Source organism: Allobosea caraganae, from assembly GCF_003351345.1.
Lineage (GTDB): Bacteria > Pseudomonadota > Alphaproteobacteria > Rhizobiales > Beijerinckiaceae > Allobosea > Allobosea caraganae.
In genome coordinates this window covers 14,669-36,812 of sequence record NZ_QQTO01000033.1, presented here as the reverse complement: position 1 = coordinate 36,812, position 22,144 = coordinate 14,669, and the positions used below count along the sequence as shown (strand labels likewise).

At 67.0% G+C, this 22,144-nt stretch carries 22 protein-coding genes; 10 read left to right on the top strand and 12 right to left on the bottom strand.

The window, feature by feature from the left end; all coding sequences use genetic code 11:
• Positions 1-36: 36 nt before the first annotated feature.
• Positions 37-1,017 (bottom strand): Bug family tripartite tricarboxylate transporter substrate binding protein, encoded by a 981-nt coding sequence (locus tag DWF00_RS21115; RefSeq protein WP_114829831.1) that lies wholly within the window; start codon positions 1,015-1,017, stop codon positions 37-39.
• A 214-nt stretch (positions 1,018-1,231) separates the two neighbouring features.
• On the opposite strand from DWF00_RS21115, the gene DWF00_RS21110 reads away from it, so the two are divergent.
• Together DWF00_RS21110 and DWF00_RS21105 are read left to right on the top strand one after the other, a co-directional pair.
• Positions 1,232-1,708, top strand: coding sequence for a tripartite tricarboxylate transporter TctB family protein (locus DWF00_RS21110; RefSeq protein WP_114829832.1), 477 nt, complete (start codon positions 1,232-1,234; stop codon positions 1,706-1,708).
• Positions 1,709-1,717: 9 nt separating this feature from the next.
• Entirely contained in the window at positions 1,718-3,226 is a 1,509-nt protein-coding gene (locus DWF00_RS21105; RefSeq protein WP_114829833.1) for a tripartite tricarboxylate transporter permease, read from the top strand.
• Positions 3,227-3,242: 16 nt separating this feature from the next.
• Here the strand turns inward: DWF00_RS21105 and DWF00_RS21100 are convergent, their stop codons facing one another.
• The gene (locus DWF00_RS21100; RefSeq protein ID WP_114829834.1) at positions 3,243-4,013 is read right to left on the bottom strand and encodes a glucose 1-dehydrogenase; all 771 of its coding nucleotides are present in this window, start codon (positions 4,011-4,013) and stop codon (positions 3,243-3,245) included.
• A gap of 207 nt (positions 4,014-4,220) precedes the next feature.
• Between DWF00_RS21100 and DWF00_RS21095 the strand changes: the two genes are divergently transcribed.
• A complete protein-coding gene (locus DWF00_RS21095) occupies positions 4,221-5,027 on the top strand; it encodes an amidohydrolase family protein (protein ID WP_181832688.1) in 807 nt (268 codons plus the stop codon).
• Between the two features lie 264 nt (positions 5,028-5,291).
• Here DWF00_RS21095 and DWF00_RS21090 read toward each other — a convergent pair whose 3' ends face one another.
• The 6 genes from DWF00_RS21090 to DWF00_RS21065 form a co-directional block, all read right to left on the bottom strand.
• Positions 5,292-6,245 carry a DUF6282 family protein gene (locus DWF00_RS21090; RefSeq protein ID WP_114829836.1) on the bottom strand — a complete coding sequence of 318 codons (954 nt, stop codon included), beginning with the start codon at positions 6,243-6,245 and terminating at the stop codon, positions 5,292-5,294.
• A gap of 158 nt (positions 6,246-6,403) precedes the next feature.
• Positions 6,404-7,909 (bottom strand): tripartite tricarboxylate transporter permease, encoded by a 1,506-nt coding sequence (locus DWF00_RS21085; protein WP_114829837.1) that lies wholly within the window; start codon positions 7,907-7,909, stop codon positions 6,404-6,406.
• 4 nt (positions 7,910-7,913) lie between these two features.
• Positions 7,914-8,402 carry a tripartite tricarboxylate transporter TctB family protein gene (locus DWF00_RS21080; protein WP_114829838.1) on the bottom strand — a complete coding sequence of 163 codons (489 nt, stop codon included), beginning with the start codon at positions 8,400-8,402 and terminating at the stop codon, positions 7,914-7,916.
• Positions 8,403-8,429: 27 nt separating this feature from the next.
• Positions 8,430-9,407: a Bug family tripartite tricarboxylate transporter substrate binding protein gene (locus tag DWF00_RS21075; RefSeq protein ID WP_181832689.1), complete on the bottom strand. Its 978-nt coding sequence runs from the start codon at positions 9,405-9,407 to the stop codon at positions 8,430-8,432.
• A 73-nt stretch (positions 9,408-9,480) separates the two neighbouring features.
• Positions 9,481-10,641 carry a sialidase family protein gene (locus DWF00_RS21070; RefSeq protein ID WP_114829840.1) on the bottom strand — a complete coding sequence of 387 codons (1,161 nt, stop codon included), beginning with the start codon at positions 10,639-10,641 and terminating at the stop codon, positions 9,481-9,483.
• A gap of 31 nt (positions 10,642-10,672) precedes the next feature.
• Entirely contained in the window at positions 10,673-11,113 is a 441-nt protein-coding gene (locus DWF00_RS21065) for a YybH family protein (RefSeq protein WP_210208764.1), read from the bottom strand.
• A 340-nt stretch (positions 11,114-11,453) separates the two neighbouring features.
• Here DWF00_RS21065 and DWF00_RS21060 point away from each other — a divergent pair, with 340 nt between their 5' ends.
• The 3 genes from DWF00_RS21060 (at position 11,454) to DWF00_RS21050 (ending at position 14,727) form a co-directional block, all read left to right on the top strand.
• Entirely contained in the window at positions 11,454-12,368 is a 915-nt protein-coding gene (locus DWF00_RS21060) for a hypothetical protein (RefSeq protein ID WP_147283716.1), read from the top strand.
• A 252-nt stretch (positions 12,369-12,620) separates the two neighbouring features.
• Complete coding sequence (kce, locus tag DWF00_RS21055; RefSeq protein ID WP_114829843.1) at positions 12,621-13,544, top strand: 3,5-dioxohexanoate:acetyl-CoA acetone transferase; 924 nt, start codon at positions 12,621-12,623, stop codon at positions 13,542-13,544.
• 157 nt (positions 13,545-13,701) lie between these two features.
• Positions 13,702-14,727, top strand: coding sequence for a helix-turn-helix domain-containing protein (locus DWF00_RS21050; protein WP_114829844.1), 1,026 nt, complete (start codon positions 13,702-13,704; stop codon positions 14,725-14,727).
• A gap of 186 nt (positions 14,728-14,913) precedes the next feature.
• Here the strand turns inward: DWF00_RS21050 and DWF00_RS21045 are convergent, their stop codons facing one another.
• The gene (locus DWF00_RS21045; RefSeq protein WP_114829845.1) at positions 14,914-15,684 is read right to left on the bottom strand and encodes an HpcH/HpaI aldolase family protein; all 771 of its coding nucleotides are present in this window, start codon (positions 15,682-15,684) and stop codon (positions 14,914-14,916) included.
• A gap of 197 nt (positions 15,685-15,881) precedes the next feature.
• On the opposite strand from DWF00_RS21045, the gene DWF00_RS21040 reads away from it, so the two are divergent.
• The 4 genes from DWF00_RS21040 (at position 15,882) to DWF00_RS21025 (ending at position 19,979) form a co-directional block, all read left to right on the top strand.
• Positions 15,882-16,853: a tripartite tricarboxylate transporter substrate binding protein gene (locus DWF00_RS21040; RefSeq protein ID WP_181832691.1), complete on the top strand. Its 972-nt coding sequence runs from the start codon at positions 15,882-15,884 to the stop codon at positions 16,851-16,853.
• 116 nt (positions 16,854-16,969) lie between these two features.
• Positions 16,970-17,416 carry a tripartite tricarboxylate transporter TctB family protein gene (locus DWF00_RS21035; protein WP_181832692.1) on the top strand — a complete coding sequence of 149 codons (447 nt, stop codon included), beginning with the start codon at positions 16,970-16,972 and terminating at the stop codon, positions 17,414-17,416.
• Positions 17,404-18,912, top strand: a complete 1,509-nt coding sequence (locus tag DWF00_RS21030; RefSeq protein WP_114829848.1) for a tripartite tricarboxylate transporter permease — start codon at positions 17,404-17,406, stop codon at positions 18,910-18,912. Before DWF00_RS21035 ends, DWF00_RS21030 begins: the two co-directional genes overlap by 13 nt.
• A 59-nt stretch (positions 18,913-18,971) precedes the next feature.
• Positions 18,972-19,979: an alpha/beta hydrolase gene (locus DWF00_RS21025; protein ID WP_114829849.1), complete on the top strand. Its 1,008-nt coding sequence runs from the start codon at positions 18,972-18,974 to the stop codon at positions 19,977-19,979.
• A gap of 6 nt (positions 19,980-19,985) precedes the next feature.
• Here the strand turns inward: DWF00_RS21025 and DWF00_RS21020 are convergent, their stop codons facing one another.
• The 3 genes from DWF00_RS21020 to DWF00_RS21010 all read right to left on the bottom strand — a co-directional run bounded on the left by DWF00_RS21020 (position 19,986) and on the right by DWF00_RS21010 (position 22,102).
• A complete protein-coding gene (locus tag DWF00_RS21020; protein WP_114829889.1) occupies positions 19,986-21,044 on the bottom strand; it encodes an NAD(P)H-dependent flavin oxidoreductase in 1,059 nt (352 codons plus the stop codon).
• Between the two features lie 38 nt (positions 21,045-21,082).
• Positions 21,083-21,328 (bottom strand): tautomerase family protein, encoded by a 246-nt coding sequence (locus DWF00_RS21015; protein WP_114829850.1) that lies wholly within the window; start codon positions 21,326-21,328, stop codon positions 21,083-21,085.
• A gap of 63 nt (positions 21,329-21,391) precedes the next feature.
• The gene (locus DWF00_RS21010; RefSeq protein WP_114829851.1) at positions 21,392-22,102 is read right to left on the bottom strand and encodes an SDR family NAD(P)-dependent oxidoreductase; all 711 of its coding nucleotides are present in this window, start codon (positions 22,100-22,102) and stop codon (positions 21,392-21,394) included.
• Positions 22,103-22,144: the final 42 nt, after the last annotated feature.

Here is a 22,144-nt window from a genome sequence, read left to right as displayed (position 1 = left end):
TGCGCCGACGATCGGGATCGTCGGCGCAGGCACGCGTCACTCGGATGTGATGTTGTACTTCGTGACGATCGGCCGCCATTTCTCGACTTCAGCCTTGACCATCTTCTCGAACGCCTCGGGCGTGCTCCAGCTCGGCGTGATGCCGGCGCCGGCCAGCTTCTCCTTGGTGGCGGGGCTCTTGAGGATCTCCACCACCGCCGCGTTCATCTCGGCAAGGATTTCGGGCGGCAATCCCTTGGGCGCCTCCAGCCCGTACCAGGGCTCGGCGGTGAAATCAACGCCGAGTTCGCGCATGGTCGGCACATCCGGCAATTGCTCGAGCCGCTTGTTGCCGATGATCACGAGCGCCCTGAGCTTGCCCGCCTTGATCTGCGGCAGGTAACCGCCGGTCAGGTCGATGACGGCGTCGATCTGGCCCGAGAGCATGTCGCTGACCATTTGCGGCGCGCCGCGATAGGCGACGAGGTTGAACTTGATGTCGAGCAGGTCCTGCAGCGCCAGCTGGGTCATGTGCGCGTAGGTGCCATGGCCGGGATGGCCGAACTGGACCTTGCCCGGATTGGCCTTGGCGAAGTCGAGGAACTCCTTCGCGGACGTCGCTTGAAGCCGCGGACCGGCAACGACCAGCATCGGATCCTCGTTCGTCACCGTGACGAAGCTGAAATCCGTCAGCGGGTTGAACGGCAGCGCCTTGAAGGTCAGCATGTTGTTGGCGGCCGGGCCGGGCGTCGAGACGATGAAGGTGTAGCCGTCCGGCGCGGCCTTCGCGACGTAGTTCTGCCCGATGTTGCCGGTGGCGCCGACCTTGTTCTCGACGATGACCGTATTGCCCCATTTCTTCTGGAGGCCGTCGGCGATGACCCGCGCGACGATGTCGGCGCCGGTCCCGGCCGGCCACGGCGCGACGATCGTCATCGTGCGGTCCATCGGCCATTTCGCGATGGCGCCGGTGACGCCGGCGGCGACCGTGCCGGCCCCGATGAGGCAGGCCAAAAAGACGTGTCGAATGAAACGCATGGCTAGCTCCCTACCCTGAAATCAGCGGGCTTCGTTCGGCAGAGCGTTCAGAGTCTCTCAGTGAGCCCGATGCCGGCAGACTAGGTCTGCGACGCCCGCGGCCGCGTGCGAAACCATGATGATTTCGGCCCGCGAAAATGCGGCTCGCATCCGCGACAACGCGGCTTGGTGCTCTAACCTGAGCTGAAAGAAGAAGCCGGCCCGGAGGAAGCCCATGGAGTTGCGGGTGCAGCGCGCCCAGGTCAGCCTCACCGACCTGGTCACGAGTGTCATGCTGCTGGGCACGGCGGGGTTTTTCGCGTTCACCGCCTGGCGCGGCCTCAAGATCGGGACGCCAGGCGCGATGGGGCCCGGCTTCTTCCCCCTGATGATCGCGACGCTGCTTGCTGTGCTCGCGCTCGTGATCGGCGCCCGCGCCTTCAGCCATGCCGCGCGGCCGGCGCGCGTGGCGGGCCTGCGCGCCTTCGCCCTGGTGCTCGGCGCGCCCGTGGCCTTCGCGCTGCTGATCGGCCCCGGCGGCTTCATCCTCGCGATCGCGACAAGCACGCTGATGGCGTGCTGGAGCAGCCGGCTGATGAGCTGGCGCTTCGCCTTGCTCGTCACGCTCGGCCTCACCGCGCTCTCGACCGGGATCTTCGTCTACCTGCTGAAAATGCCCGTATCGCTGTTCGGCTCCTGGGCCGGACTCTGAGAGGCCGTCATGGATCTGTTCTCCAATCTCGAGCTTGGCGTCGCGACGATGCTCAAGCCCATGAACATCCTGTTCTGCTTCGTCGGGGCATTCCTGGGAACGGCGGTCGGGGTGCTTCCCGGCGTCGGGCCGCTGGCGACGATCGCGATGCTGCTGCCGATCACCTTCAAGGTCTCGCCGGAGGCCTCGATCATCATGCTCGCCGGCATCTACTACGGCGCGCAATATGGCGGGTCGACCACCGCGATCCTGATCAACCTGCCGGGCGAGGCCTCGTCGGCCGTCACCGCGATCGACGGCTACCAGATGGCGCGGCAGGGCCGGGCCGGCACCGCGCTGAGCATCGCGGCGATCGGCTCGTTCATCGCCGGCACGGTCGCGACGGTGCTGATCGCGCTGTTCGCCATCCCGCTCTCCATGCTGGCGCTGAGCTTCGGGCCGGTCGAGTACTTTGCGCTGATGACGCTTGGCCTCGTCGCCTCGATCACGCTGGCGAACGGCTCGCTCGTCAACGCGCTGGCGATGATCCTGTGCGGCCTGCTCCTCGGCACGGTCGGCACCGACATCTACACGGGCAGCGCGCGCTTCACGCTCGGCCTCGACGGCCTGGCGGACGGCATCCCCATCGTCGCCTTCGGCGCCGGCATCTACGGCATTTCGGAGATCCTCACCGGGCTCGAGGAGGAGCTCACCAAACCGGCCGAGGTCGCGCAGATCTCCAGCATGATCCCGTCGCGGGAGGACATGCAGACCGCCCTGCCGCCGATCGCGCGCGGCACGATCCTGGGATCCGTCCTCGGCGTGCTGCCCGGCGGCGGCCCGCTTCTCGCCTCCTTCGGCTCCTATGCGCTCGAAAAACGCGTCTCGAAGCATCCCGAGCGCTTCGGCAAGGGGGCGATCGAGGCCGTGGCCGGGCCGGAAGCGGCGAACAACGCCGGCGCGCAGACCTCCTTCGTGCCGATGCTGACGCTCGGCATCCCCTCGAACCCGATCATGGCGCTGATGATGGGGGCCCTGATCATCCAGGGCGTCACGCCGGGGCCGGACTTCATGAACACCCACCCAGCCCTGTTCTGGGGCGTCATCGCCTCGATGTGGATGGGCAACCTGATGCTGCTGGTACTCAACCTGCCGATGATCGGCCTTTGGGTCAGGCTGCTCCGGATTCCGCAGCGGGCCCTGTTCCCGGCGATCATCGCGTTCGCGTCGGTGGGCGTCTATTCGGTCAACACCAACCCGTTCGACCTCGTCGTGATGGTGGCCTTCGGCTTCGTCGGGTACCTGATGACGAAGCTGCGCTGCGAGCCGGCGCCGCTGCTGCTCGGCTTCGTCCTGGGACCCATGATCGAGGAATATTTCCGCCGCGCCATGACCATCTCGCAGGGCGACCCGATGATCATCGTCCAGAAGCCGATCGCGGCGGCGATGCTGGCGCTCGCCGCGGTGATGTTCGTCGTCGCGCTGATGCCGACCATCGCCAGGAAACGCGACGAGATCTTCGTCGAGGACGCGAAGTAGCCGCGAGGCCGCTGCTCTAAGCCAGCGAGAGATAGCCGCCATCGACCGGGATGGCCGCGCCGTTCAGGAAATTCGAGGCGGGGCCGGCCAAGAACACCGCGATGCCCTCGAAATCCTGCGGGCTGCCCCAGCGCCCCGCAGGCGTGCGCGCCAGCACCCGGTCGTTGAGGCCGGGAATGTCGCGGCGGGCGCCCGTCGTCATGTCGGTCTCGATCCAGCCCGGCAGGATGGCGTTCGACTGGATGTTGTCCTTGGCCCAGGCGCAGGCGAGCGCCTTCGTCATCTGCAGGATGCCGCCTTTGCTGACGACATAGCCGATCGAGAAGGGCGAGCCCATCACGGAGACGATCGAGCCGGTATTGATGATCTTGCCGCCGCCGGCCGCGAGGAAGTGCGGGTAGCAGGCCTGGGACAGCACGAAGGCGCCGGTGACGTTGGTCTCGAAGACCTCGTTCCATTCGTCGAGCGTGTAGTCCTGCGGCGCCCGGCGATAGCTCATGCCGGCGTTGTTGACGAGGATATCGACCTTGCCGAACTGCGCGACCGTCGCCTCGACCAGTGCGCGGCAGGATTCCGGCTTGCGGACGTCGAGGGCGAATTCCAGCACCTCGACGCCGAAGCCGCGCAGCTCCGCGGCGGCCTGCGTGTTCTTGGCGGCATTGCGCCCGGCGACGACGATCGAGGCCCCGGCCTTCGCCAGCCCCCGCGCCAGCCCGAGGCCGATGCCGCCATTGCCGCCGGTGACGATGGCCACCCGGCCTGAAAGATCGAACATGGTCGTGGCCATTGGCAGTGCCTCCCCGGACCTGGTTCCCGTGCGTCTTCATGCTCGAACGGGTTGCGCTCTCCCGCGAGATTAGGTCAGCTGCGAGGCGTCGGCTGGCTTGCGGCCCTGGATTTCGCGGTCTGAAAATGGGCCATGCCCAGGTCGAACCGGGGATGCCGGAATGTCAGGCTGGATGGCTACGGTCTGGCCTTTGAAGTGGAGCGCATCTTGCCTTTATCCGAACCGCCGCTCGTCGATTCCCATTTCCATGTCTGGCGCGAAGACCTGCCGCTGATCGACAGGGCCTGGCACCGGAAAGGGCGGGACGCGACGATCGAGCAGTTGATCGAGACGCTCGACACGCATGGCGTGACCTTCGGCGTGATCGCGGCCGCGAGCCTGCACGGGCTCTACAACGACTATGTCCGCGCGGCGCTGAAGCGCCATCGCCGCCTGCGCGCCACCGCGACGGTCGCGCCGACGACCGACATCTACCAGCTCGAGCGGATGCAGGCGGAGGGCTTCGTCGGCATCCGCTTCGTCTGGGAGCTGCTCGACGAGATCCCCGACATTCATAGCGGCGACTACCGCATGCTGCTGCGCCGGGTCGCCGATCTCGGCTGGCACGTCCACCTGACCGACCGGGCGCACCGCTTCGCCGACACGGTCGCGGCGGTGGAAGCTTCGGGCGCGAAGGTGGTCATCGACCATCTCGGCCTGTTCGATACGCCGGAAGGCATCAACGGCGCGGCGTTCAAGACGCTGATGGCGGCGGTCGAGCGCGGCCGGACCTGGGTGAAGCTCTCGGGCGGGTTCCGCTTCAAGCCGGCCTCCGAGGCGAAGCAATACGCCCAGGCGCTGGTGAAGCTCACCGGAGGCGAGCGCCTGGTCTGGGGCAGCGACTGGCCCTTCGCCGCCTTCGAGGACGAGGTCACCTACGCCGACACGATCGCCGCCTTCGAGGATTGGGTGCCGGACCCCGCGGTCCGGCGGATCATTTCCGGAACGACGCCGCTTCGCCTGTACTTCACCTGAGAGTCTGAGCAAAAAGGGGATCGATGCTACCGGATCGAGCGCGCGAGCCCCTCCCCCTCGCGGGGAGGGGTTGGGGTGGGGGGCGAAAAGTCCGAACAAGCAGCGTCATTCCTGAGCCACCATCACCGGTACAGCCGCCAGCAAATGAGCAGCGCAGCACCCAGTCGTCCGCCCCCCATCCCCATACCCTTCCCCGCAAGGGGGAAGGGAGGAGTCCAACTCTCCGGCCGCAGAGGCGCTTTTCGGGCGGACACCAAGGCCCCGTCAGGCCGCGGCGCGGTCGAGGCCTACCAGTGCGGCGGCATTCCCCGAGATCATGCGGGTGATGTCGTCATTCGAGTAGCCGAGCGTCAACAGCATGCTCACCATGTGCTTGAAGCCAAGGATCGGATGGCCGTTATTGCGCTGGCCGAGATCGGAGCCGAAGAAGGTGCGGCCGACGCCGGCGGCCTCGATCACGTCCCTGAGCTCGTCGGGACGATGATTGCGCTCCGTGGTCACGGGCACGTACATGCCGATCGAGTGCTCGATATAGGCGCCCATGCCGACCAGCGCGCGGATATCGGCCAATGACGCGCCGATGATGTAGGTCGGGTGGTTGGTGACCATGCGCGTCACCCCGCGCCGCTTCGCCTCCTCGAACAGGGGCCAGATCTCGCGGATGTTGAGATGGCCGGAGGAGAGCACCGCGTCATGCGCGGCGATGAGATCGAGGATCGGCCCCAGCTCCTCGCGAAGCTTGCCGGCGCCATCGAGCACGCTCAGCGGCTCGGCCTCCGGCATCGCCTTCGTGGGACGCGGGAAATTGCCCTTCGGGTCGAGCTTGCCGCGCTCGTAGGCGACATGGTTGGCGGCCGACAGCGTCGGCATCCAGACATAGCGCGCGCCGATATTGAGGCCGTGGGCCACGGCGAAGCGGTTGAGCCCACCCATCGAATTGTTGAGCGGCACGCCTGACAGCAGCGTCACCCCGCGCGCCGCGAACAGCGTCTGAAGCTGGGTCACCAGCGGCGTCGCGCCATAGAAATGGTCCTTGACCAGGACGGCGCGCATGCCCGCCTGCGCGGCCTCCTCGAGCGCGGTCGCGCTGTCGAGCGAGCGCGGCATCAGCGAGGGGCCGGAATGACAATGAAGGTCGACGGATCCGACCAGGAGCCGCTCGACGGCCGGACGATGAGCCGCGGGTATCGCATGCTCCGGTGTCAGTTCGAATGCCATAGCCTGTTTCCATGTGCGCGATGGGAAGCGCATTAGACAGCGGCATCGGCACGGCCGGCGGGCTAACTGACGCTATTTCGCCCCATGGAACACAGGTCCCGGCCCGCCATTTTTTCGCGACGACCGCCTCTCGCGCGATCCGTTGGCAACCGGTCCCGTCACTGCTCGACGAGGACCTCCTCGCGGCCCTTGCGGACCCTCGGGAACAGCGTCGCGCAGAACATGGCCAGGGCCGCGAGCAGCAGCACGACGGCGACGGGGCTCGACACGAACTTGGTCCAATCGCCGTCGCCCAGAATGAGGACCCGGCGGAAATTGGCTTCGAGCGAGTCGCCGAGCACGAAGCCGAGCAGGAGCGGCGCCGCCTCGAAACCGAGCTTGGCCAGCGCAAGGCCGACGAGGCCGAAGCCCGCCATGAAATAGACGTCCTCGGGCAGCCGGTTCACGGAATAGAGGCCGATGCAGCAGAACAGCAGGATCGCCGGGAAGAGCAGCCGGTACGGCACCTTCAGCAGCGAGACCCAGAGGCCGATCAGCGGCAGGTTGATCACCAGCAGCATCGCGTTGCCGACCCACATGGAGGCAACCATGCCCCAGAACAGGTCGGGATGCTTGGTGAAGACCTGCGGGCCCGGCACGATGCCCTGGATCGTCATCGCGCCGAGCATCAGCGCCATCACGGCGTTGGGCGGCAGGCCGAGGCTGAGCAGCGGGATGAAGCAGGTCTGCGCGGCGGCGTTGTTGGCGGCCTCCGGCCCCGCGACGCCTTCGGGAGCGCCGTGGCCGAAGCGACTGGGATCGCGCGAGATCTTCTTCTCGACGACATAGGAGGCGAAGGGCGCGAGCAAGGTGCCGCTGCCGGGCAGGATGCCGAGCAGCGAGCCGAGGAACGTCCCGCGCATCACCGGCCCGGCGGAGCGCCGGAGCTCGTCGCGGCTCGGCCAGAGCCGGCCGATCGCCGCCTGCACGACCGGGCGCCCCTCGGCGTTCTCGACATTGTGCAGGATCTCGCCGATGCCGAAGATGCCCATGGCGAGGATCGAGACGCTCAGGCCCTCCAGCAGCGAGGGGAGCCCGAAGGTCAGGCGCTGCGCGCCGGTCTCCATGTCGGTGCCGACCGTGGCCAGGACGATGCCGAAGAGCACGGCGAGGATCGCTTTCAGCAGGGAGCCGCCGGCAAGGACGATGGCGAAGACGAGGCCGAGCACGATCAGCGCGAAATAGTCTTCCGGCCCGAGATAGAGCGCGATCCGGCCGAGCGGCTCGGCGAAGGCGCCGATGACGATGGTGGCGACGCAACCGGCGACGAACGAGCCCAGCGCCGCAAGCGCGAGCGCCGCCCCGGCCCGGCCGTTCCGCGCCATCGCGTTGCCGTCGATGATGGTCACGATCGAGCTGGCTTCGCCCGGCATCCGCACCAGGATCGCGGTGGTCGAGCCGCCATATTGCGCGCCGTAATAGATGCCCGCGAGCATGATCATCGAGCCCACCGGCGGAATGCCGAAGGTGAAGGGCAGCAGGATCGAGATCGTCGCGATCGGCCCGATGCCCGGCAGCACGCCGATCAGCGTCCCGATCAGGCACCCGAGCAGGCAGAGCAGGATGTTGTTGAACGTCAGCGCGATGGACAGGCCGAGTTCGAGGTTTGCGAGCAATGACGTCATGACATCAGAAGCTCAGGCCGGGAAGAATGACGGCCGGCATCGTCAGCTTCAGGACATAGCTGAACAGCACGACGCTGAAGACGATGAGGATGAGCGATACGGCCAGCAGCTGGCGAAAGCGCACGTCCGGCGCGGCGAGCCCGCCGATCAGAAGCGTCAGCAACCCGGCCACCGCATAGCCCAGCCGAGGGCTGACGAAGCCGAACGCGACGACGGCAAGCGTGACGAGTACGGCCGGGCGGAACGGCAGCCGCCCCAGACCCGGCCCGGTCCTGAGCAAGCCGCGGGCGATCAAGGCCAGCCCGCCGACCATGATCACGTAGGTGCAGAGACGCGGAAAGAGCGCGGGCGAGAAGGCCGAGTAGCTCGTGGTGGTGATCAGCGACAAGGCGTACAGGATCACCGCGGAGATCAAGATGACCGCGACGCCGGCCACGACGTCCTGCGGCCCGCGCACCCATTGCCGGCCGCGCCCTGCCCCCGATGCGCTCATCTCACAGGCCTCCGGCGGCGCATCCGCTCACTCTTTCTGCAGGCCCGCGCGCCGGATCATCTCTTCCCAGCGCGTCATTTCGGAACGGACGAAGGCGTCGGCCTCGTTCTGCGTCATGACGGTGGGTTCGAGGCCGAGCTGCCTTAGCCGGTCGCGGACCTTCTCGGAGCCGAGGACGATCCTGCTCACCTCCTGATTGAGCCTGTCGAGGATCGGCTGCGGCGTGCCCGCGGGCGCAAAGACGGCGAGCATCGAATCCGTGACGACGTCGAGGCCCTGCTCGCGCATGGTCGGCACGTCCGGGAAGGCGGCCGAGCGCTTGGCCGTCGTCGAGGCGAGGAGCCGCATCTTGCCGGCCTCGACCGGGGCCCGGCCACCGGCAATATCCGTCACCATGAGCGGCAGGCGGCCGCCGAGGAAGTCCGTGTTCGCCTCGACCTGGCCCTTGTAGGGGACCTTGCGCATCCGGATGTCGGCCATGCGCCCGAAGGTCTCGCCGGTGACGAGGACGCTGCTCTGCCAGAACGGGAAGACGAGCTTGCCGGGATTGGCCTTGCCATAGGCGACCACGTCGGCAAGCGACTTGAACTCGCTCTCCATCGGCACGGCGATCAGCCAGGGGCTGCGGCCGATCGAGGCGACCGGGACGAGATCCTTGAGCTGATCGAAGAGCGGGTCCTTCATCAGGTTGGGGTTGAGCGAATAGGTCGACTGCGCCGTGAACAGCAAGGTGTAGCCGTCAGGCACGGCGCGCGCGACGACGGCCGAGCCGATGGCGCCGTTCGCGCCGGGCCTTGCCTCGACGACGATGGATTGACCGAGCGCCCGGCTGAGCTCGTCCGAGACCGTGCGGGCGATGACGTCGGTGCCGCCGCCTGCCCCGAACGGCACGATCATGGTGACCGGCCGGCTCGGATAGGTGTCGGCGGCCATCGCGGCCGATGCCGTCGAGAGGCCGATGACACAGGCAAGCACTGCGGCCAGGGACTTTGAGAGCGGGATCATGTGGCTTGTCCTCCCGAGTTTCTTGTTTGCGGTCCACGTTTCTTGTTGTCGATCGATAGGGCGCGGCGGCGTTTCAGTCCGGCGTGAACAGGGTGCGGGCGATGTGGCGGACGCCGCCATTGAGCTGGATCGGATCGTCCCTGGTGTTCATGTAGTAGACGGTGAGCAGGCGTCCGGGCGCGACCTCGACGACGCGGGGATAGCCGAGGTCCCAGCTGCCGCCATCGTCGCGCAGGATGAGTTCGGAACCCCAGCTACGCCCGCCGTCCTCGCTGACGCGGGCGCGGATGCCGTAGGGGGCGAGCCGGTAGCCGTAGACGCAGACGATCCGGCCATCAGCCATTTCGACGATGTCGCCGGGGGCGCCCCAATCGTTGACCCGCGACAGGAAATGCCAGGTCCGGCCGCCATCTCGGCTCTCGAAGACATCGGTCCAGAAGATGCCGCGCGCATCGCGCTGGAAGCGCAGGGACGCGAGAATGCGGCCATCCGCCAGGGCGAGCGGCCGTGCGTAGAGATGCCGGATGGCCCCGAAGAGCGGCAGCTCGGTCCTGTCGCTCACAGCCGAGCCGCCCTCGATGGCGGGCGTGACGAATGAGAGGAAATTCCAGCGCGCGCCGTCTGTGCTGGCATAGATCAGCGGCCTGTTGGTCCAGCCGTCCGGCGTCGTGGTCGACATGCCGAGCAGCGCCACGCCGTCCCCGCGGATGGTCGGCGGCCCATGCCCGGTCAGGGAGCCGAGGCCGTGCAGCGGCAGCAGGATGGTCCGGCGCCAGTTGCGCCCGGCATCGGCGGAGATGCGCAGCCAGGCGCGGCTGTCGGGCTTGAGCAAGGCCGGCATCGCACCGGACATCACGATCACGTTCGGATCGAGGAAATCGAGCGGCGGCTCGTCATCGTAATTGTCGCCGCCCGTGCGGTCGATCTCCTCTGCCGAGGTGCCGAGGTCGAAGACGGTGTTCAGGCTGTCCTGGTCCCAGCTCTTGCCGCCATCGCTGGAGCGGATCGTCTTGAGCTGGCCCTGCCCCACTGTCAGGCGGGTGTGGCTGATCTCGGCGGCCTCGTCATAGGTCTTGGCGATCTTCTTGAACCCGGTCAGCAGGCTTCCATCCGGGAACGTCCACAAGCCGCAATAGAACGGCCAGCCGCAGAAGGCGGCATCGTCGCGGTGGACGATGCCGTGCTCCGCGTCAGTGCTGCGCCTCGGCTTGTGGAACTGGATAGGTGCGTTCATGCGCGCCCCGATGCTACTTTCTCGGCAGGCCCTACTTGTCGTCGAGATTGGGATTGGTCGTCGGCACGCCGCCCTCGAACCAGGTCTCGAACTTGCGGTATTCGTAGAGCCAGCGGCCGTCGGGCTGCCTGACGCAGCGGTCGGTCATGTGGGCGATCTGGATCGGCGGGTTGGTCGGCAGGATCGGCTTGCCGTCCGCCGCGAAGAGCAGCAGGTACCAGTTGCAGGTGGCGCGGTCCGGGCCGTCCAGGACGACCCGGAAATTCGTCACCGCGTGGACGGCGACGCGCGGTCCGCGGTCGAGGCGATACTGGTAGAACTGCTGGATCTTCGCCTTGCCCTTGTAGCTGGCATAGGTCGACTCGAAGAGCGCGTCGTCGGTGTAGTAGTCGCCGGCATTGCGTCCCCAATTGGTGTCGACGTCGTGCCAGTAATCCGCGAGAAGCGCTTCCAGCTCATGCCTTGCGCGCATGCGATCTTGAGAGTCCATTGAATCCTCGATTGGCTTGCCCGGAGGCAGGGAGACTGGCCCCCGGGGGAGAGATTTGACCCGGAGGCGGAAAGGCTTGAGCGGAAGCTAGCGCGGCATTCGGCGCGGCTGCGCGGTCATTTCCCATGTTTCATTCGATGAAAATGACGCTGCCCGCCGATGGCCGCGGCGCATTTCGCGGGCGTTTTGGTTTCGGAGCCTGAAATAGCTTCGGAACGGGTTGGCGGCCGGCGACACGGCGCGACTACCGTGGGCGATGGCCTCGCCGAGGTGGCGAGCCCCATCCGGCGACAGGCCGGCAACCCTTTCTCAGGAGAGCGCAGTGACGGAAACGGCAGCACGACAGGCCTCGGTTGCCTGTTTCGACACGATGGCAGCGCAGGAGACCGATGCCGCCGGGACGCGCACCTGGATCACGCGGGGCGGCAACTTCGTCGTCACGGTCTCGCGCGTGAAGCCGGGCGCGACGCTGGTCCGGACCGACAACGCCGACGAGTACATGGTCATCCTGCCGCCCGGCACGACGGCGACGATCAAGGCCGGCAACGAGGAGATCGAGGCTGGCGAAGACTCCCTCACCATCGTGCCGCCCGGCCCGAGCGTGGTGACGGCCCGCAGCGAAGGCCTGATCGCCCGCATCATCACCAGCCAGGCGAAGGACCTGCTCGACAAGGCCTGGAACGCCGCGACCTATGCCGACGGCGCGCCCGAGGTGGCCCCCGTTCAGCCCTGGCCGGACCCGGTCGACGGCTTCAAGCTGCGGCACTACCCGCTGGCGCCCTTTGCCGACCCCAAGGGCGAGCGGATCCAGCCGCGCCTGTTCCGCTCCACCAACATGATGGTGAACCTGTTCGCGCATTATCACACCCGCCGCGACACGGCCGCGCTCAGCCCGCATTGGCACGAGGATTTCGAGCAGGCGTCGCTGACGCTGCACGGCACCTGGATCCACCATCTGCGCTGGCCGTGGAACGCCAACCTGGCCGAATGGCGCCCGGACAATCACGACGAGATCCCGACCCCGTCGGTGATCATCATCCCGGCCAATGTCGTCCACACCTCGCGGGACACCGGCAACGGCGAGTCCTCGCTCTACGACATCTTCTGCCCGCCCCGCCTCGACTTCGCCAGCAAGCCCGGCTTCGTCCTCAACGAGGCGGAATATCCGATGCCGGAGACGGACGGTTCGAAGATCGTCACCAAGGGCACGCTCCTGTCCTGGCAGAAGAGCGCGTGAAAATGCAGGGCCGGATCGCGGCGGTTTTTCCTCGACCTGACCTGCATTCGGCCCAACGATAGGCGACCCTTCGCCGGAGCGCATGCTCCGGCGAAGCTGCAACAGACGGGGCCATGATGACGACACGCTTCCCGTGACCGCGCCCAACGGCGGAATCCACCCTATCGCCCGCACGATCTTCCCGCCGGACTAGCCGCGCACCTGCCGCGCGAACCCAGCCACCGGCACCCCACACGGAAACGGAACCCTGCAATGGCCAAGATCATCATCAGCGCCGCCATCACTGGTGCGATCCATACGCCCTCCATGTCGGAGCATCTTCCCGTCTCGGCCAGCGCCATCGCGGATGCGGCCGTGGAGGCGGCCGAGGCCGGCGCCGCGATCGTCCATCTCCACGCCCGCAACCCGCAGACCGGCAAGCCCGACCAGTCGCCCGAGGCCTTCCTGCCGATCGTGCAGGCGATCAAGCAGCGCTCCGACTGCGTCATCAACCTGACCACCGGCGGCTCGCCGACGATGGGCATCGAAGAGCGCCTGGCTCCGGCCAGGGAGCTGAAGCCGGAACTGGCCTCGCTCAACATGGGCTCGATGAATTTCGGGATCTATCCGATGCTGGAGCGGACGAAGACCTTCCAGCACGACTGGGAGCACCCTTATCTCGAAGGCTCTCGCGACCGAATCTTCAAAAATACCTTTGCAGATATCGAACACATCCTGCGCACCGGAACCGAGAACGACACCCGCTTCGAGGTCGAGTGCTATGATATCGGGCATCTCTACACGCTGTCGCACTTCGCCGATCGCGGCCTGATCAAGCCGCCCTTCTTCGTCCAGTCCGTGTTCGGCATCCTCGGCGGCATCGGCGTCCACGCCGAAGACGTGATGCACATGAAGCGCACCGCCGACCGGCTGTTCGGCGACGACTACCGCTGGTCCGTGCTCGCCGGTGGGCGCCACCAGATCAGGATCGCCACCATGGCCGCCACCATGGGCGGGAACGTGCGCGTCGGGCTGGAGGATTCCCTCTGGATCGGCCCGGGCAAGCTGGCCCGCTCCAGCGCCGAGCAGGTCACGCTGATCCGCGGGATCGCCGAGCGGCTCGGCCTCGAGCTGGCATCCTCCGACGATGCGCGCGCCGTGCTGGGGTTGAAGGGCAGCGACAGGGTCGGCTTCTGAGCCCGCTTGATAATTCTACTATCGCGGGCTTCTGACGAGGCGGCGATTTCGCAGGGCGAAACGTATCGTCCCAAACCGTCGCGGCCCTCGTTTCATGCTACGATCCTCCCAACAACAAAGTGTCCGGGATCACGGACACTGACATGGGAGAAACGCTATGGAAGGTCTCCGGCATCCGGAAGACATGGCCAATCTCGACCAGGTCTTGGCCGCCCGAGCGGCGAGCGACAACGCTCTACGCCAAGGGAAACCAAGCCAAGAAAAACCAAGCCAAGAAAAACCTCCTGCACAACGCTGCCGAACGAATTCCCGGCGCGGCCTGTCCGACCCCGGCAAGCGGTCCTATCCCCCGGTGCAATCCGTCAAGCGCGCGCTGGAAGTCCTGAGGGCCGTGAACCGGCTGCGCATCGCCTCGGTGACGGCGATCCACGCCACCACCCACCTGCCGAAGCCGACGATCATCAGGATGCTCGAAACCCTGATGGCGGATGGCTACGTCGCCCGCGACAACATGTTCGGCGGCTATCGCGTGACCTGCCGGGTGCATGAGCTGACCAAGGGCTATGACGGCATATCGATGGTGATCGAGGCCTCGCGCGTCCCCGCCATCGAACTCACGCAGCGGATCAAATGGCCGATCGGCATCGGCGTGCTCGATGGCGACGCGATCTCGATCCAGTTCTGGACCGGCGCGATCAGCCCCTGGGCCCATACCAACACGGTGCTGGGGTTGAGGCCGACGCTGCTGAGCTCGGCGATGGGCCGGGCCTACATGGCCTATTGCCCGGAGGAAGAGCGGGAGAAGATCCTCGCCTGCCTGCGCGACGACCCGCATCACGAGTTCGACGCCCAGACGGAGGCCGACTTCCGGCAGTTGCTGAGCCGCCTGCGCAGCACCGGCAAGGCGGGCTTCGCCGTCCGCGACCCGCGCACGGAACCCAAGCAGATGACGACGCTCGCCATGCCGCTGATGTTCGACGACCGCGTGCTCGCCACCATATCGGTGAGTTTCTACAAGACGGCGGTGCCGCTGCAGAACATCAGCGCGCAGATCGTCGCCCCGCTCGGAGAAACCCGCCGCAAGATCGAGGAGAACCTGGCCCTGCTGATGCGCGGCGCCGGCGCTCCGCCGGTCGAGGCGGGCCGTCTGCCCACCGGCCTGGCGCCACTTTCACCAGGCTGATGAGGCCCGGTGAAAGCGACCGGTGGGATCCGCCCGCGGCCCTTAGAGACCGTTTGGGAATTCGCTGGCGTGGGTTGGCTGGCGTGGCTGTCGAGAACCGGAGCGCAGCGGACATCGGTCCGTGAGCACCGGAAGCGCAGACAGCCGCGCCAGACGGCTGCGCCAGTAGAATTCGCAAGCGGTCTCTTACCAAGCTGCCGGGTCGCCGTAGTCCTTGAGCGCCGCGCTCGCGGCGGATTTGAGGAAGTTCTGGTCGTTGGAGACGATGAAGGCCGTCGCTCCGAGGTCCTTCATCGCTTTCGCGTCCGCCTTGCTCGACACCATGACCATCGTCGTCCTGTCCGCGGCGCGCGCCGCGGCGGCGATCCGCCTGACGGCGGCCTCCATGCGTTCGATGCCGAGGGCGGCGGTCAGGTCGCCGCGGCCGATGAAGAAGGCGTCGATGCCCTCGACCGCGGCGATCGCGTCGAGTTGGTCGAGCGCGACCTCATCCTCGATCATGGCCACGCAGGCCACCTGCGCGTCCTGCGCCGCGATGTGATCGTCAAAGGACGCGCCGCCGAAATTGCCGGCCCGCGTCGTGTTCGAGAAGCCGCGGTTTCCGCCGCGGTAGCGGCAGGCGGCCGCGATCATCCTGGCCTTCTCCGGCGAATCCACATGCGGGACCAGGACGCCGGTCGCTCCCAGGTCGAGGACGGAGAGGATGCTGGCCGGCGTCGGCTCGGCGACCCGGACCAGCGCGGCCGTTCCCGAAGCCCTGGCACCGAGGCAGGCCATGTCGATGGAGTTGCGGTCGAAGGGCGCGTGCTCCTGGTCGATGATCACGAAGTCGAAGCCGATCGATCCGACGATCTCGGTCGTGTGGCTGGTCGGCGTCTTGATGAAGGTTCCGAGCACATGCTCCTTCCGGCTGATCCGGCTGCGAAATTCGGTGGCGGCAGGGCGGGCCCCAGACATCGATGCGATCTCCTGTCGGTGATGTGGAGTCGGACGGGCCCATCGGCACCGCCGCGAACTGGCGATCCTTCACTCCTATCCGATCGCGGGAGCCGACAGCCGGGGGCAGAGATTGATTTTCGACCGGCGAAACAGGCCCAGTTCCGTTCGGTGGACGACGTCGTGCGATGTATGAATTTAAAAAACGGGGAAGCGCCATGACATCCAGATTCAACAAGCATTCCTTGCGATTGCTTATTGCCGCGCCCTTCTGTGCCTTCGCGATGACTGGAGCTGCGGCAGAAGCCGCCAAGTGTCCGAGCGGGTTTCCCGACAAGCCGATCCGCTTCGTGGTCGGCTTTGCGGCCGGCGGCGGGACCGACGTCATCGCGCGCTCCATCGCGAACGCGATGGAGAAGCAGCAGAAATGGACGATCGTCGTCGAGAACAAGCCGGGGGCCAATGGCGGTGGCATGGCGGTCTGGCTCAAGAGCCAGCCGGCCGATGGCTACATCGTCGGCGTCGCCGGCACCGACGCCATCTCGGTCAACCCCGCCCAGGGCAATGTCGGCTACACATGGCGGGATTTCGACTATCTGGGATCGGGCATGCAGACCTGGCTCGGCCTCGTCGCGCTGTCGGACCGGCCCTATAGCGACCTTGCCGGCCTCGTCGCCTACGCCAAGCAGAAGGGCCGCGCCACCGTCTCGGTCGCCGGCATCAACCAGGAAGTGCTGATCCGCCAGCTGGCGGAGGAGTTCAAGGTCAACCTCATCGCAGTGCCCGGCACGGGGGCGGCGGAGGCGATGACGAGCGCTCTCGGCGGCCATGTCGACGCCACCACGCAAGGCACGCTGCACGTGGCGCAGATCAAGTCCGGCAAGATGAAGCAGCTCGCCTCGATCATCGACCGGCGGGTGCCCTATGCGCCGGATTCCGGCACGCTCGCCGAGCAGGGCTCGAAAGCCCAGCCGCTGAACTCCCACACGATCCTGATCACGCCGCGCGGCCTCGCCGAGCCCGTCAAGACCTGCCTGAAGGAGGCCGTCGCGCAGGCCGTCAAGAGCCCGGACTACGAGGCGCAGATGGCCAAGTTCGAGAACGAGGCCCTGAATCTCGGCGAGGACGGCAACCGCGACCTCAACGCCCGCCTGGCCGACTTCTACGCCAGCATGCTCGCCAAGAAATAACGCGCGGCTTGCGAAGCCGCGACCTCGTTTCCGGGGGGACGGCGCGCGCTCGGCCCGACGGCAGATTGTCTTGAGGACGCACCATGGCGATCAATCAAAAAGACCTGGGAGCGGGCTTGAGCTTTCTGCTCCTGGCGCTGGTCTACGGCTGGATCGCCTATCGCGACCTGCCATTCGGCGTCATGCTCAACATGGGCCCGGGCTATTTTCCGCTGGTCCTGTGCACCATCCTCGCCGGCATCGGCGCGCTCCTGACGATCCGCGCGCTGCTCGCTGGCCTTCGCACCGGCCTGCCCGGCCGCTTCGCCTGGCGCCCGGTCGTCGCGATCTGCCTCGCCGTCATCCTGTTCGGCACATTCCTGCGCGAGCTCGGGCTCTTCGCCAGCGTGTTCTGCACGGTGCTGATCTGCTCGCTCGCCAGCGCGCGGATGAACTGGCTGCAGGCCGGTCTGGCGGCCTTGATGCTGGCGGTCATTTGCACCGGCGTCTTCGCCTATGGCGTGCGGCTGCCGCTGCCGGTCGTCGGCACCTGGTTCACGGGGCTCGCGACATGGACCTTCTGAACCATCTCGAGCTCGGCTTCTCCGTCGCCTTCCTGCCGATAAACCTCGCCTTCTGCCTGCTCGGCGCCTTCCTCGGCACCGTCATCGGCGTGCTGCCCGGCATCGGCCCGCTGGCGACGATCTCGATGCTGCTGCCGCTGACCTTCGGGCTGCCGCCGGTCACGTCGCTGATCATGCTCTCAGGCATCTATTACGGCGCGCAATATGGCGGCTCGACCACCGCGATCCTGGTCAACCTGCCCGGCGAGGCGTCGTCGACCGTGACGATGATCGACGGCTACCAGATGGCGCTGCGCGGCCGCGCCGGGCCGGCACTGGCGGCGGCGGGGCTCGGCTCGTTCTTCGCCGGGACGGTCGGGACGCTTCTCGTCGCCGTGGTGGCGACGCCGCTGACGGCGCTGACGCTGAGCTTCGGGCCGACGGAATACTGCGCCCTGATGATCATCGGGCTGGTCTCGTCGATCGCGCTGGCGTCCGGCTCCCTCGTCAAGGCGATCGGGATGATCTGCGCCGGCCTGCTGCTCGGCCTGACCGGGACGGACATCTACACCAACCAGCCGCGCTTCACCTTCGGCATCGTCGACCTGCTCGACGGGCTCGACTTCGTGGCGATCGCCGTCGGCGTGTTCGGCATCAGCGAGATCCTGCGCAACCTCGAGAACGAGGATCTCCCGCGCACGGTCATCGGCAAGGTCACGGGCCTCTGGCCGAGCCGGGACGACCTGCGCCGCATGATCGCGCCCGCCTTGCGCGGCACCGCGATCGGCTCGCTGCTCGGCGTGCTGCCGGGCGGCGGCGCACTGCTGTCGTCCTTCGTCAGCTATAACCTCGAGAAGAAGATCTCGCCCAACAGCGCCGAATTCGGCAAGGGCGCGATCGAGGGCGTGACCGCGCCGGAATCCGCCAATAACGCGGCGGCGCAGACCTCCTTCATCCCCATGCTCTCGCTCGGCCTGCCGGCGACGCCCGTCATGGCCCTGATGATCGGCGCGATGACGATCCAGGGCATTACGCCGGGGCCCAACGTCATCGTCGACAAGCCGGACCTGTTCTGGGGGCTGATCGCGTCGATGTGGATCGGCAACGCCATGCTGATCGTGCTCAACCTGCCGCTGATCGGCATCTGGGTTAGCCTGTTGCGCGTGCCCTACAACATCCTGTTCCCGGCGATCGTCACCTTCTGCTGCATCGGCGTCTACAGCGTCTCGAACTCGCCCTTCGGCGTCTACCTGATCGTCATCGCCGGGCTGGTCGGATACGTCACGTCGAAGTTCGAGTGCGAATGGGCGCCGTTCTTCCTGGGCTTCGTCCTCGGCCCGCTCTTCGAGCACCAGCTCAGGCGCGCGATGCTGATCTCCGGCGGCGACCCCACGGTCTTCCTGACCCGGCCGATCAGCGCCGTGCTGCTGGCGGTCGCGGTCGTCGTCCTCATCATCGTCGCCATGCCGGCGATCGCGCAGACGCGCAAGCAGGTCTTCGTCGAGGACCAGGCCTGACCCGAGCGCCAGCAGCCTTCACCCCGCACGAGCTACACCCGCCACAGGAACGACAAGCGATGGAATTCGCCCGCAAGGACTTCAAGGTCAGAACCATCGACGATGTCGAGATCGGCATCCGCGGCGTCCAGCTCGCGACGCCCGCGGCAGCGCCGGCGACGCCGATGATCCTGATGCACGGCACGCGCATTCCCGGGATCAGCGAGTTCGACCTTCCCGTCGAGGGCGGCTCGCTGGCGGAAGACCTCGCCCGCGCCGGCCATGTCTGCTTCATCCCGGACGCCCGCGGCTTCGGGAACTCCCAGCGCCCCAAGGAGATGGATCAGCCGCCGCAGCCAACCAAGCCGATCGTCCGCTCGCTGGAGATAACCCGCGACATCGACGCGGCGGTGAACGCGCTACGCGCCGAGACCGGAGCGGAACGCGTGGGCCTGTTCGGCTGGGGCACGGGCGGGACGCTCGTCTTGATGTACGCGGCGCTCTGGCCCGAGAAGGTCAGCCACATCATCCTCTACAACCCGCTTTATGGCGGCGTGCCCGACCACCCGGAGATCGGCAGCGGCTCGCGCTGGGAGGCTCCCGGCCAACCGGGGCGCTTCAATCAGGAGAAATACGGCAACTACTACTTCAATCAGGTCGACATGCTCCGCAAAGGCTGGGATCGGCAGATTCCCGTCGAGGACAAGGATTCGTGGCGGGACCCGCGCATCCTCGCCGCGTTCGAGCAGGCGCTGATCGATGGCGATCCGACCAGCCTGGAACGGGAGCCGCCCAGCTACCGCAGCCCCAACGGCATGCTCGAAGACAGCTTCTACATGGGGCACGGGCACAAGCTCGTCCACGCCAGCCAGGTCTACTGCCGGGTGATGGTCATCAGCCCGGAATACGACCTCTGGACGCGCGCCGGCGATATCGCGGCGCTCAGGGAAGACCTGGTCCATGCGGAAGAGGTCAGGGTCTGGGAGCCCAAGAACACGACGCACTACATCCTGCTGGACCGGCCCGAGCGGGGCAGGAACGAAGCCTTGAAGCGCATGAAGAACTTCCTGTCCGGCGTCCCCGACTGAGGACGATCAGCCCGCCTCCCCGGCCAGGTATCTGGTCAATTCCGCGCTCGACATCTCGCGTGCGAGCCCCGCTGCCTGGCCTGACCACATATTGGAAAAGTCCGGCTTGCCCTGCTTCTCCGTCACGGCGCGCAGCGGCGCGAGCGCCCCGCCTGCGGTCGGAAATGCCGGCGCCAGCTTCGAAAGCGGGCCGAGCTCGCGCATGACGCGGTTGACGATGCCCCGGGCAGGACGCCCGGTGAACAGGTTCGTCAACGCGGTGCCATCGTCCCGCGCCACCAGCAGCGCCTCGCGATGGAAGGCCGGAATCTTCGCCTCGGGCGTGAACAGGTAGGCCGTGCCGACCTGAGCCGCTGAGGCCCCCAGCGCGAAGGCCGCGCGAACCCCGCGCGGGTCCGCGATCCCGCCGGCCGCGATCACCGGGACCGACACCGCGTCGGCGATCTGCGGCACTAGCGCCATGGTGCCGACCTGGGTCGACATGTCGTGGTGCAGGAAGTCGCCGCGGTGGCCGCCAGCCTCGTAGCCCATGGCGATGACCGCATCGACGCCGCGCTCCGCGAGCCAGCGCGCCTCGGCAACCGTCGTCGCGGAGGCGATGATCTTTGCCCCCGTCCGCCTGACGCGTTCGAGCAGTTCCGGCTTCGGCAGCCCGAAATGGAAGCTGACCACCTCCGGCCGATAGGCTTCGACCACGTTGCAGTAGACGTCGTCGAATGGCGCCCGCCCCGTGCTCGGAACCGGATCGGCCGGGTCGAGCCCAAGCTCGACATAATATGGCGCGAGCACCGACCGCCACGCCATCTGCGCGGCGAGGTCTGGCACCGGCTCGGCATGGGCGAAGAAGTTCAGGTTGATCGGCTTGCGCGTCGCGCCGCGAATCTGGTCCAGCGCCGCCTTCATCTGCTCAACCGAGAGCAGCGCGCCCGGCAGCGAGCCCAGGCCGCCCGCCTCGCTCGCCGCGATGACCATTTCCGCCGTGGTGGCGCCGGCCATCGGCGCCTGGATGATCGGAAGCGCGATCCCGAAGAGGTCGATGATCCGCTTGTCTTGCACGTCGCCCATGGCCCGGTTCTCCATCGCTTGTCGGTTTCGAGCGGGCGTCAGACGGCCGCCTCGCCTCCGCCGGCGCTTCGCCTGCGGTATTCCGGTACGGTGACGCCGCCGACGCCCCAGCTCTCCATCTCGACCTCGTCGATGACGACGAAGGTCGAGTCGTGCGGCTTGCCGAGCACCTCGAAAAGCAGATCGCTGACGCCCTTGATCAGCGCAGCCTTCTGCCCGGGCGTCGTACTCGTCGCGCCAGGCGCCGTCCCTTCGCGGGTCACCTTGATATTCACATAAGGCATTGTCGCTCTCCTGAAGAGTGGGCGCAGGCGCCGCGCGCCGTGCGCTTTTTCACTTCCCGGTCATCAACGGCCGGCGTGCTGGCCGCCATCGACGTGGATCGTCTCGCCGGTCACGAAGCCGGCCCGCTCGAGGTAGAGGATCGCGTCGACGATCTCGCCGACCTCACCCAGCCGCCCCAGCGGATGCAGGGCGCTGAGGAATTCGTGGGTTTCCGGCGCGTGCATCGGCGTCCTGATGATGCCGGGCGCCACCGCGTTCACGCGAATGCCGCTCTTGGCGTATTCGATCGCCAGGCCGCGCGTGACAGCGTCGAGGCCGCCCTTGGTCAGGGTCGCCAGACCCGAGGGCACATTGGCAAGCGGCTGGTCGACGAGCGCCGTCGTGATCTGGACGACATGGCCGCTGCCCTGCTTCACCATCTGGGCAATCGCGAACTGGGTGACGTGGAAGAAGCCGGCGACGTTCACGTCGACGACATTGCGAAAGTCCTCCTCGGTGTACTCCGTGAACGGCTTGCCGATGAAGATGCCGGCATTGTTGATCAGCGTGTCGACCCGGCCGAAGCGTTCAAGCGCCGTCTTCACCACGCGCTCCGCGACGCCGCGCTCGCCGATGTTGCCGGGCACGGCGACGATGCCCTCGTCCTCGCTCGGCTTGATGTTGCGGGAGTTGGCGACGACGACATAGCCGTTGTCGCGATAGCCCTTGACGATGCCGGCGCCGATGCCCTGCGAGGCACCGGTGACGATGGCAACCTTCAGTTCCTTGCTCATGATCGTTCTCTTGGGGTTGGGCGCCCCGGCGCTCCCACGCCG

Bases quoted from the DNA above. Each gene is read 5' to 3' on its own strand.
- DWF00_RS21115 (WP_114829831.1), bottom strand. From the start codon at position 1,017: ATGCGTTTCATTCGACACGTCTTTTTGGCCTGCCTCATCGGGGCCGGC.
- DWF00_RS21110 (WP_114829832.1), top strand. From the start codon at position 1,232: ATGGAGTTGCGGGTGCAGCGCGCCCAGGTCAGCCTCACCGACCTGGTC.
- DWF00_RS21105 (WP_114829833.1), top strand. From the start codon at position 1,718: ATGGATCTGTTCTCCAATCTCGAGCTTGGCGTCGCGACGATGCTCAAG.
- DWF00_RS21100 (WP_114829834.1), bottom strand. From the start codon at position 4,013: ATGGCCACGACCATGTTCGATCTTTCAGGCCGGGTGGCCATCGTCACC.
- DWF00_RS21090 (WP_114829836.1), bottom strand. From the start codon at position 6,245: ATGGCATTCGAACTGACACCGGAGCATGCGATACCCGCGGCTCATCGT.
- DWF00_RS21085 (WP_114829837.1), bottom strand. From the start codon at position 7,909: ATGACGTCATTGCTCGCAAACCTCGAACTCGGCCTGTCCATCGCGCTG.
- DWF00_RS21080 (WP_114829838.1), bottom strand. From the start codon at position 8,402: ATGAGCGCATCGGGGGCAGGGCGCGGCCGGCAATGGGTGCGCGGGCCG.
- DWF00_RS21075 (WP_181832689.1), bottom strand. From the start codon at position 9,407: ATGATCCCGCTCTCAAAGTCCCTGGCCGCAGTGCTTGCCTGTGTCATC.
- DWF00_RS21070 (WP_114829840.1), bottom strand. From the start codon at position 10,641: ATGAACGCACCTATCCAGTTCCACAAGCCGAGGCGCAGCACTGACGCG.
- DWF00_RS21065 (WP_210208764.1), bottom strand. From the start codon at position 11,113: ATGCGCGCAAGGCATGAGCTGGAAGCGCTTCTCGCGGATTACTGGCAC.
- kce (WP_114829843.1), top strand. From the start codon at position 12,621: ATGGCCAAGATCATCATCAGCGCCGCCATCACTGGTGCGATCCATACG.
- DWF00_RS21050 (WP_114829844.1), top strand. From the start codon at position 13,702: ATGGAAGGTCTCCGGCATCCGGAAGACATGGCCAATCTCGACCAGGTC.
- DWF00_RS21045 (WP_114829845.1), bottom strand. From the start codon at position 15,684: ATGTCTGGGGCCCGCCCTGCCGCCACCGAATTTCGCAGCCGGATCAGC.
- DWF00_RS21040 (WP_181832691.1), top strand. From the start codon at position 15,882: ATGACATCCAGATTCAACAAGCATTCCTTGCGATTGCTTATTGCCGCG.
- DWF00_RS21030 (WP_114829848.1), top strand. From the start codon at position 17,404: ATGGACCTTCTGAACCATCTCGAGCTCGGCTTCTCCGTCGCCTTCCTG.
- DWF00_RS21025 (WP_114829849.1), top strand. From the start codon at position 18,972: ATGGAATTCGCCCGCAAGGACTTCAAGGTCAGAACCATCGACGATGTC.
- DWF00_RS21020 (WP_114829889.1), bottom strand. From the start codon at position 21,044: ATGGGCGACGTGCAAGACAAGCGGATCATCGACCTCTTCGGGATCGCG.
- DWF00_RS21015 (WP_114829850.1), bottom strand. From the start codon at position 21,328: ATGCCTTATGTGAATATCAAGGTGACCCGCGAAGGGACGGCGCCTGGC.
- DWF00_RS21010 (WP_114829851.1), bottom strand. From the start codon at position 22,102: ATGAGCAAGGAACTGAAGGTTGCCATCGTCACCGGTGCCTCGCAGGGC.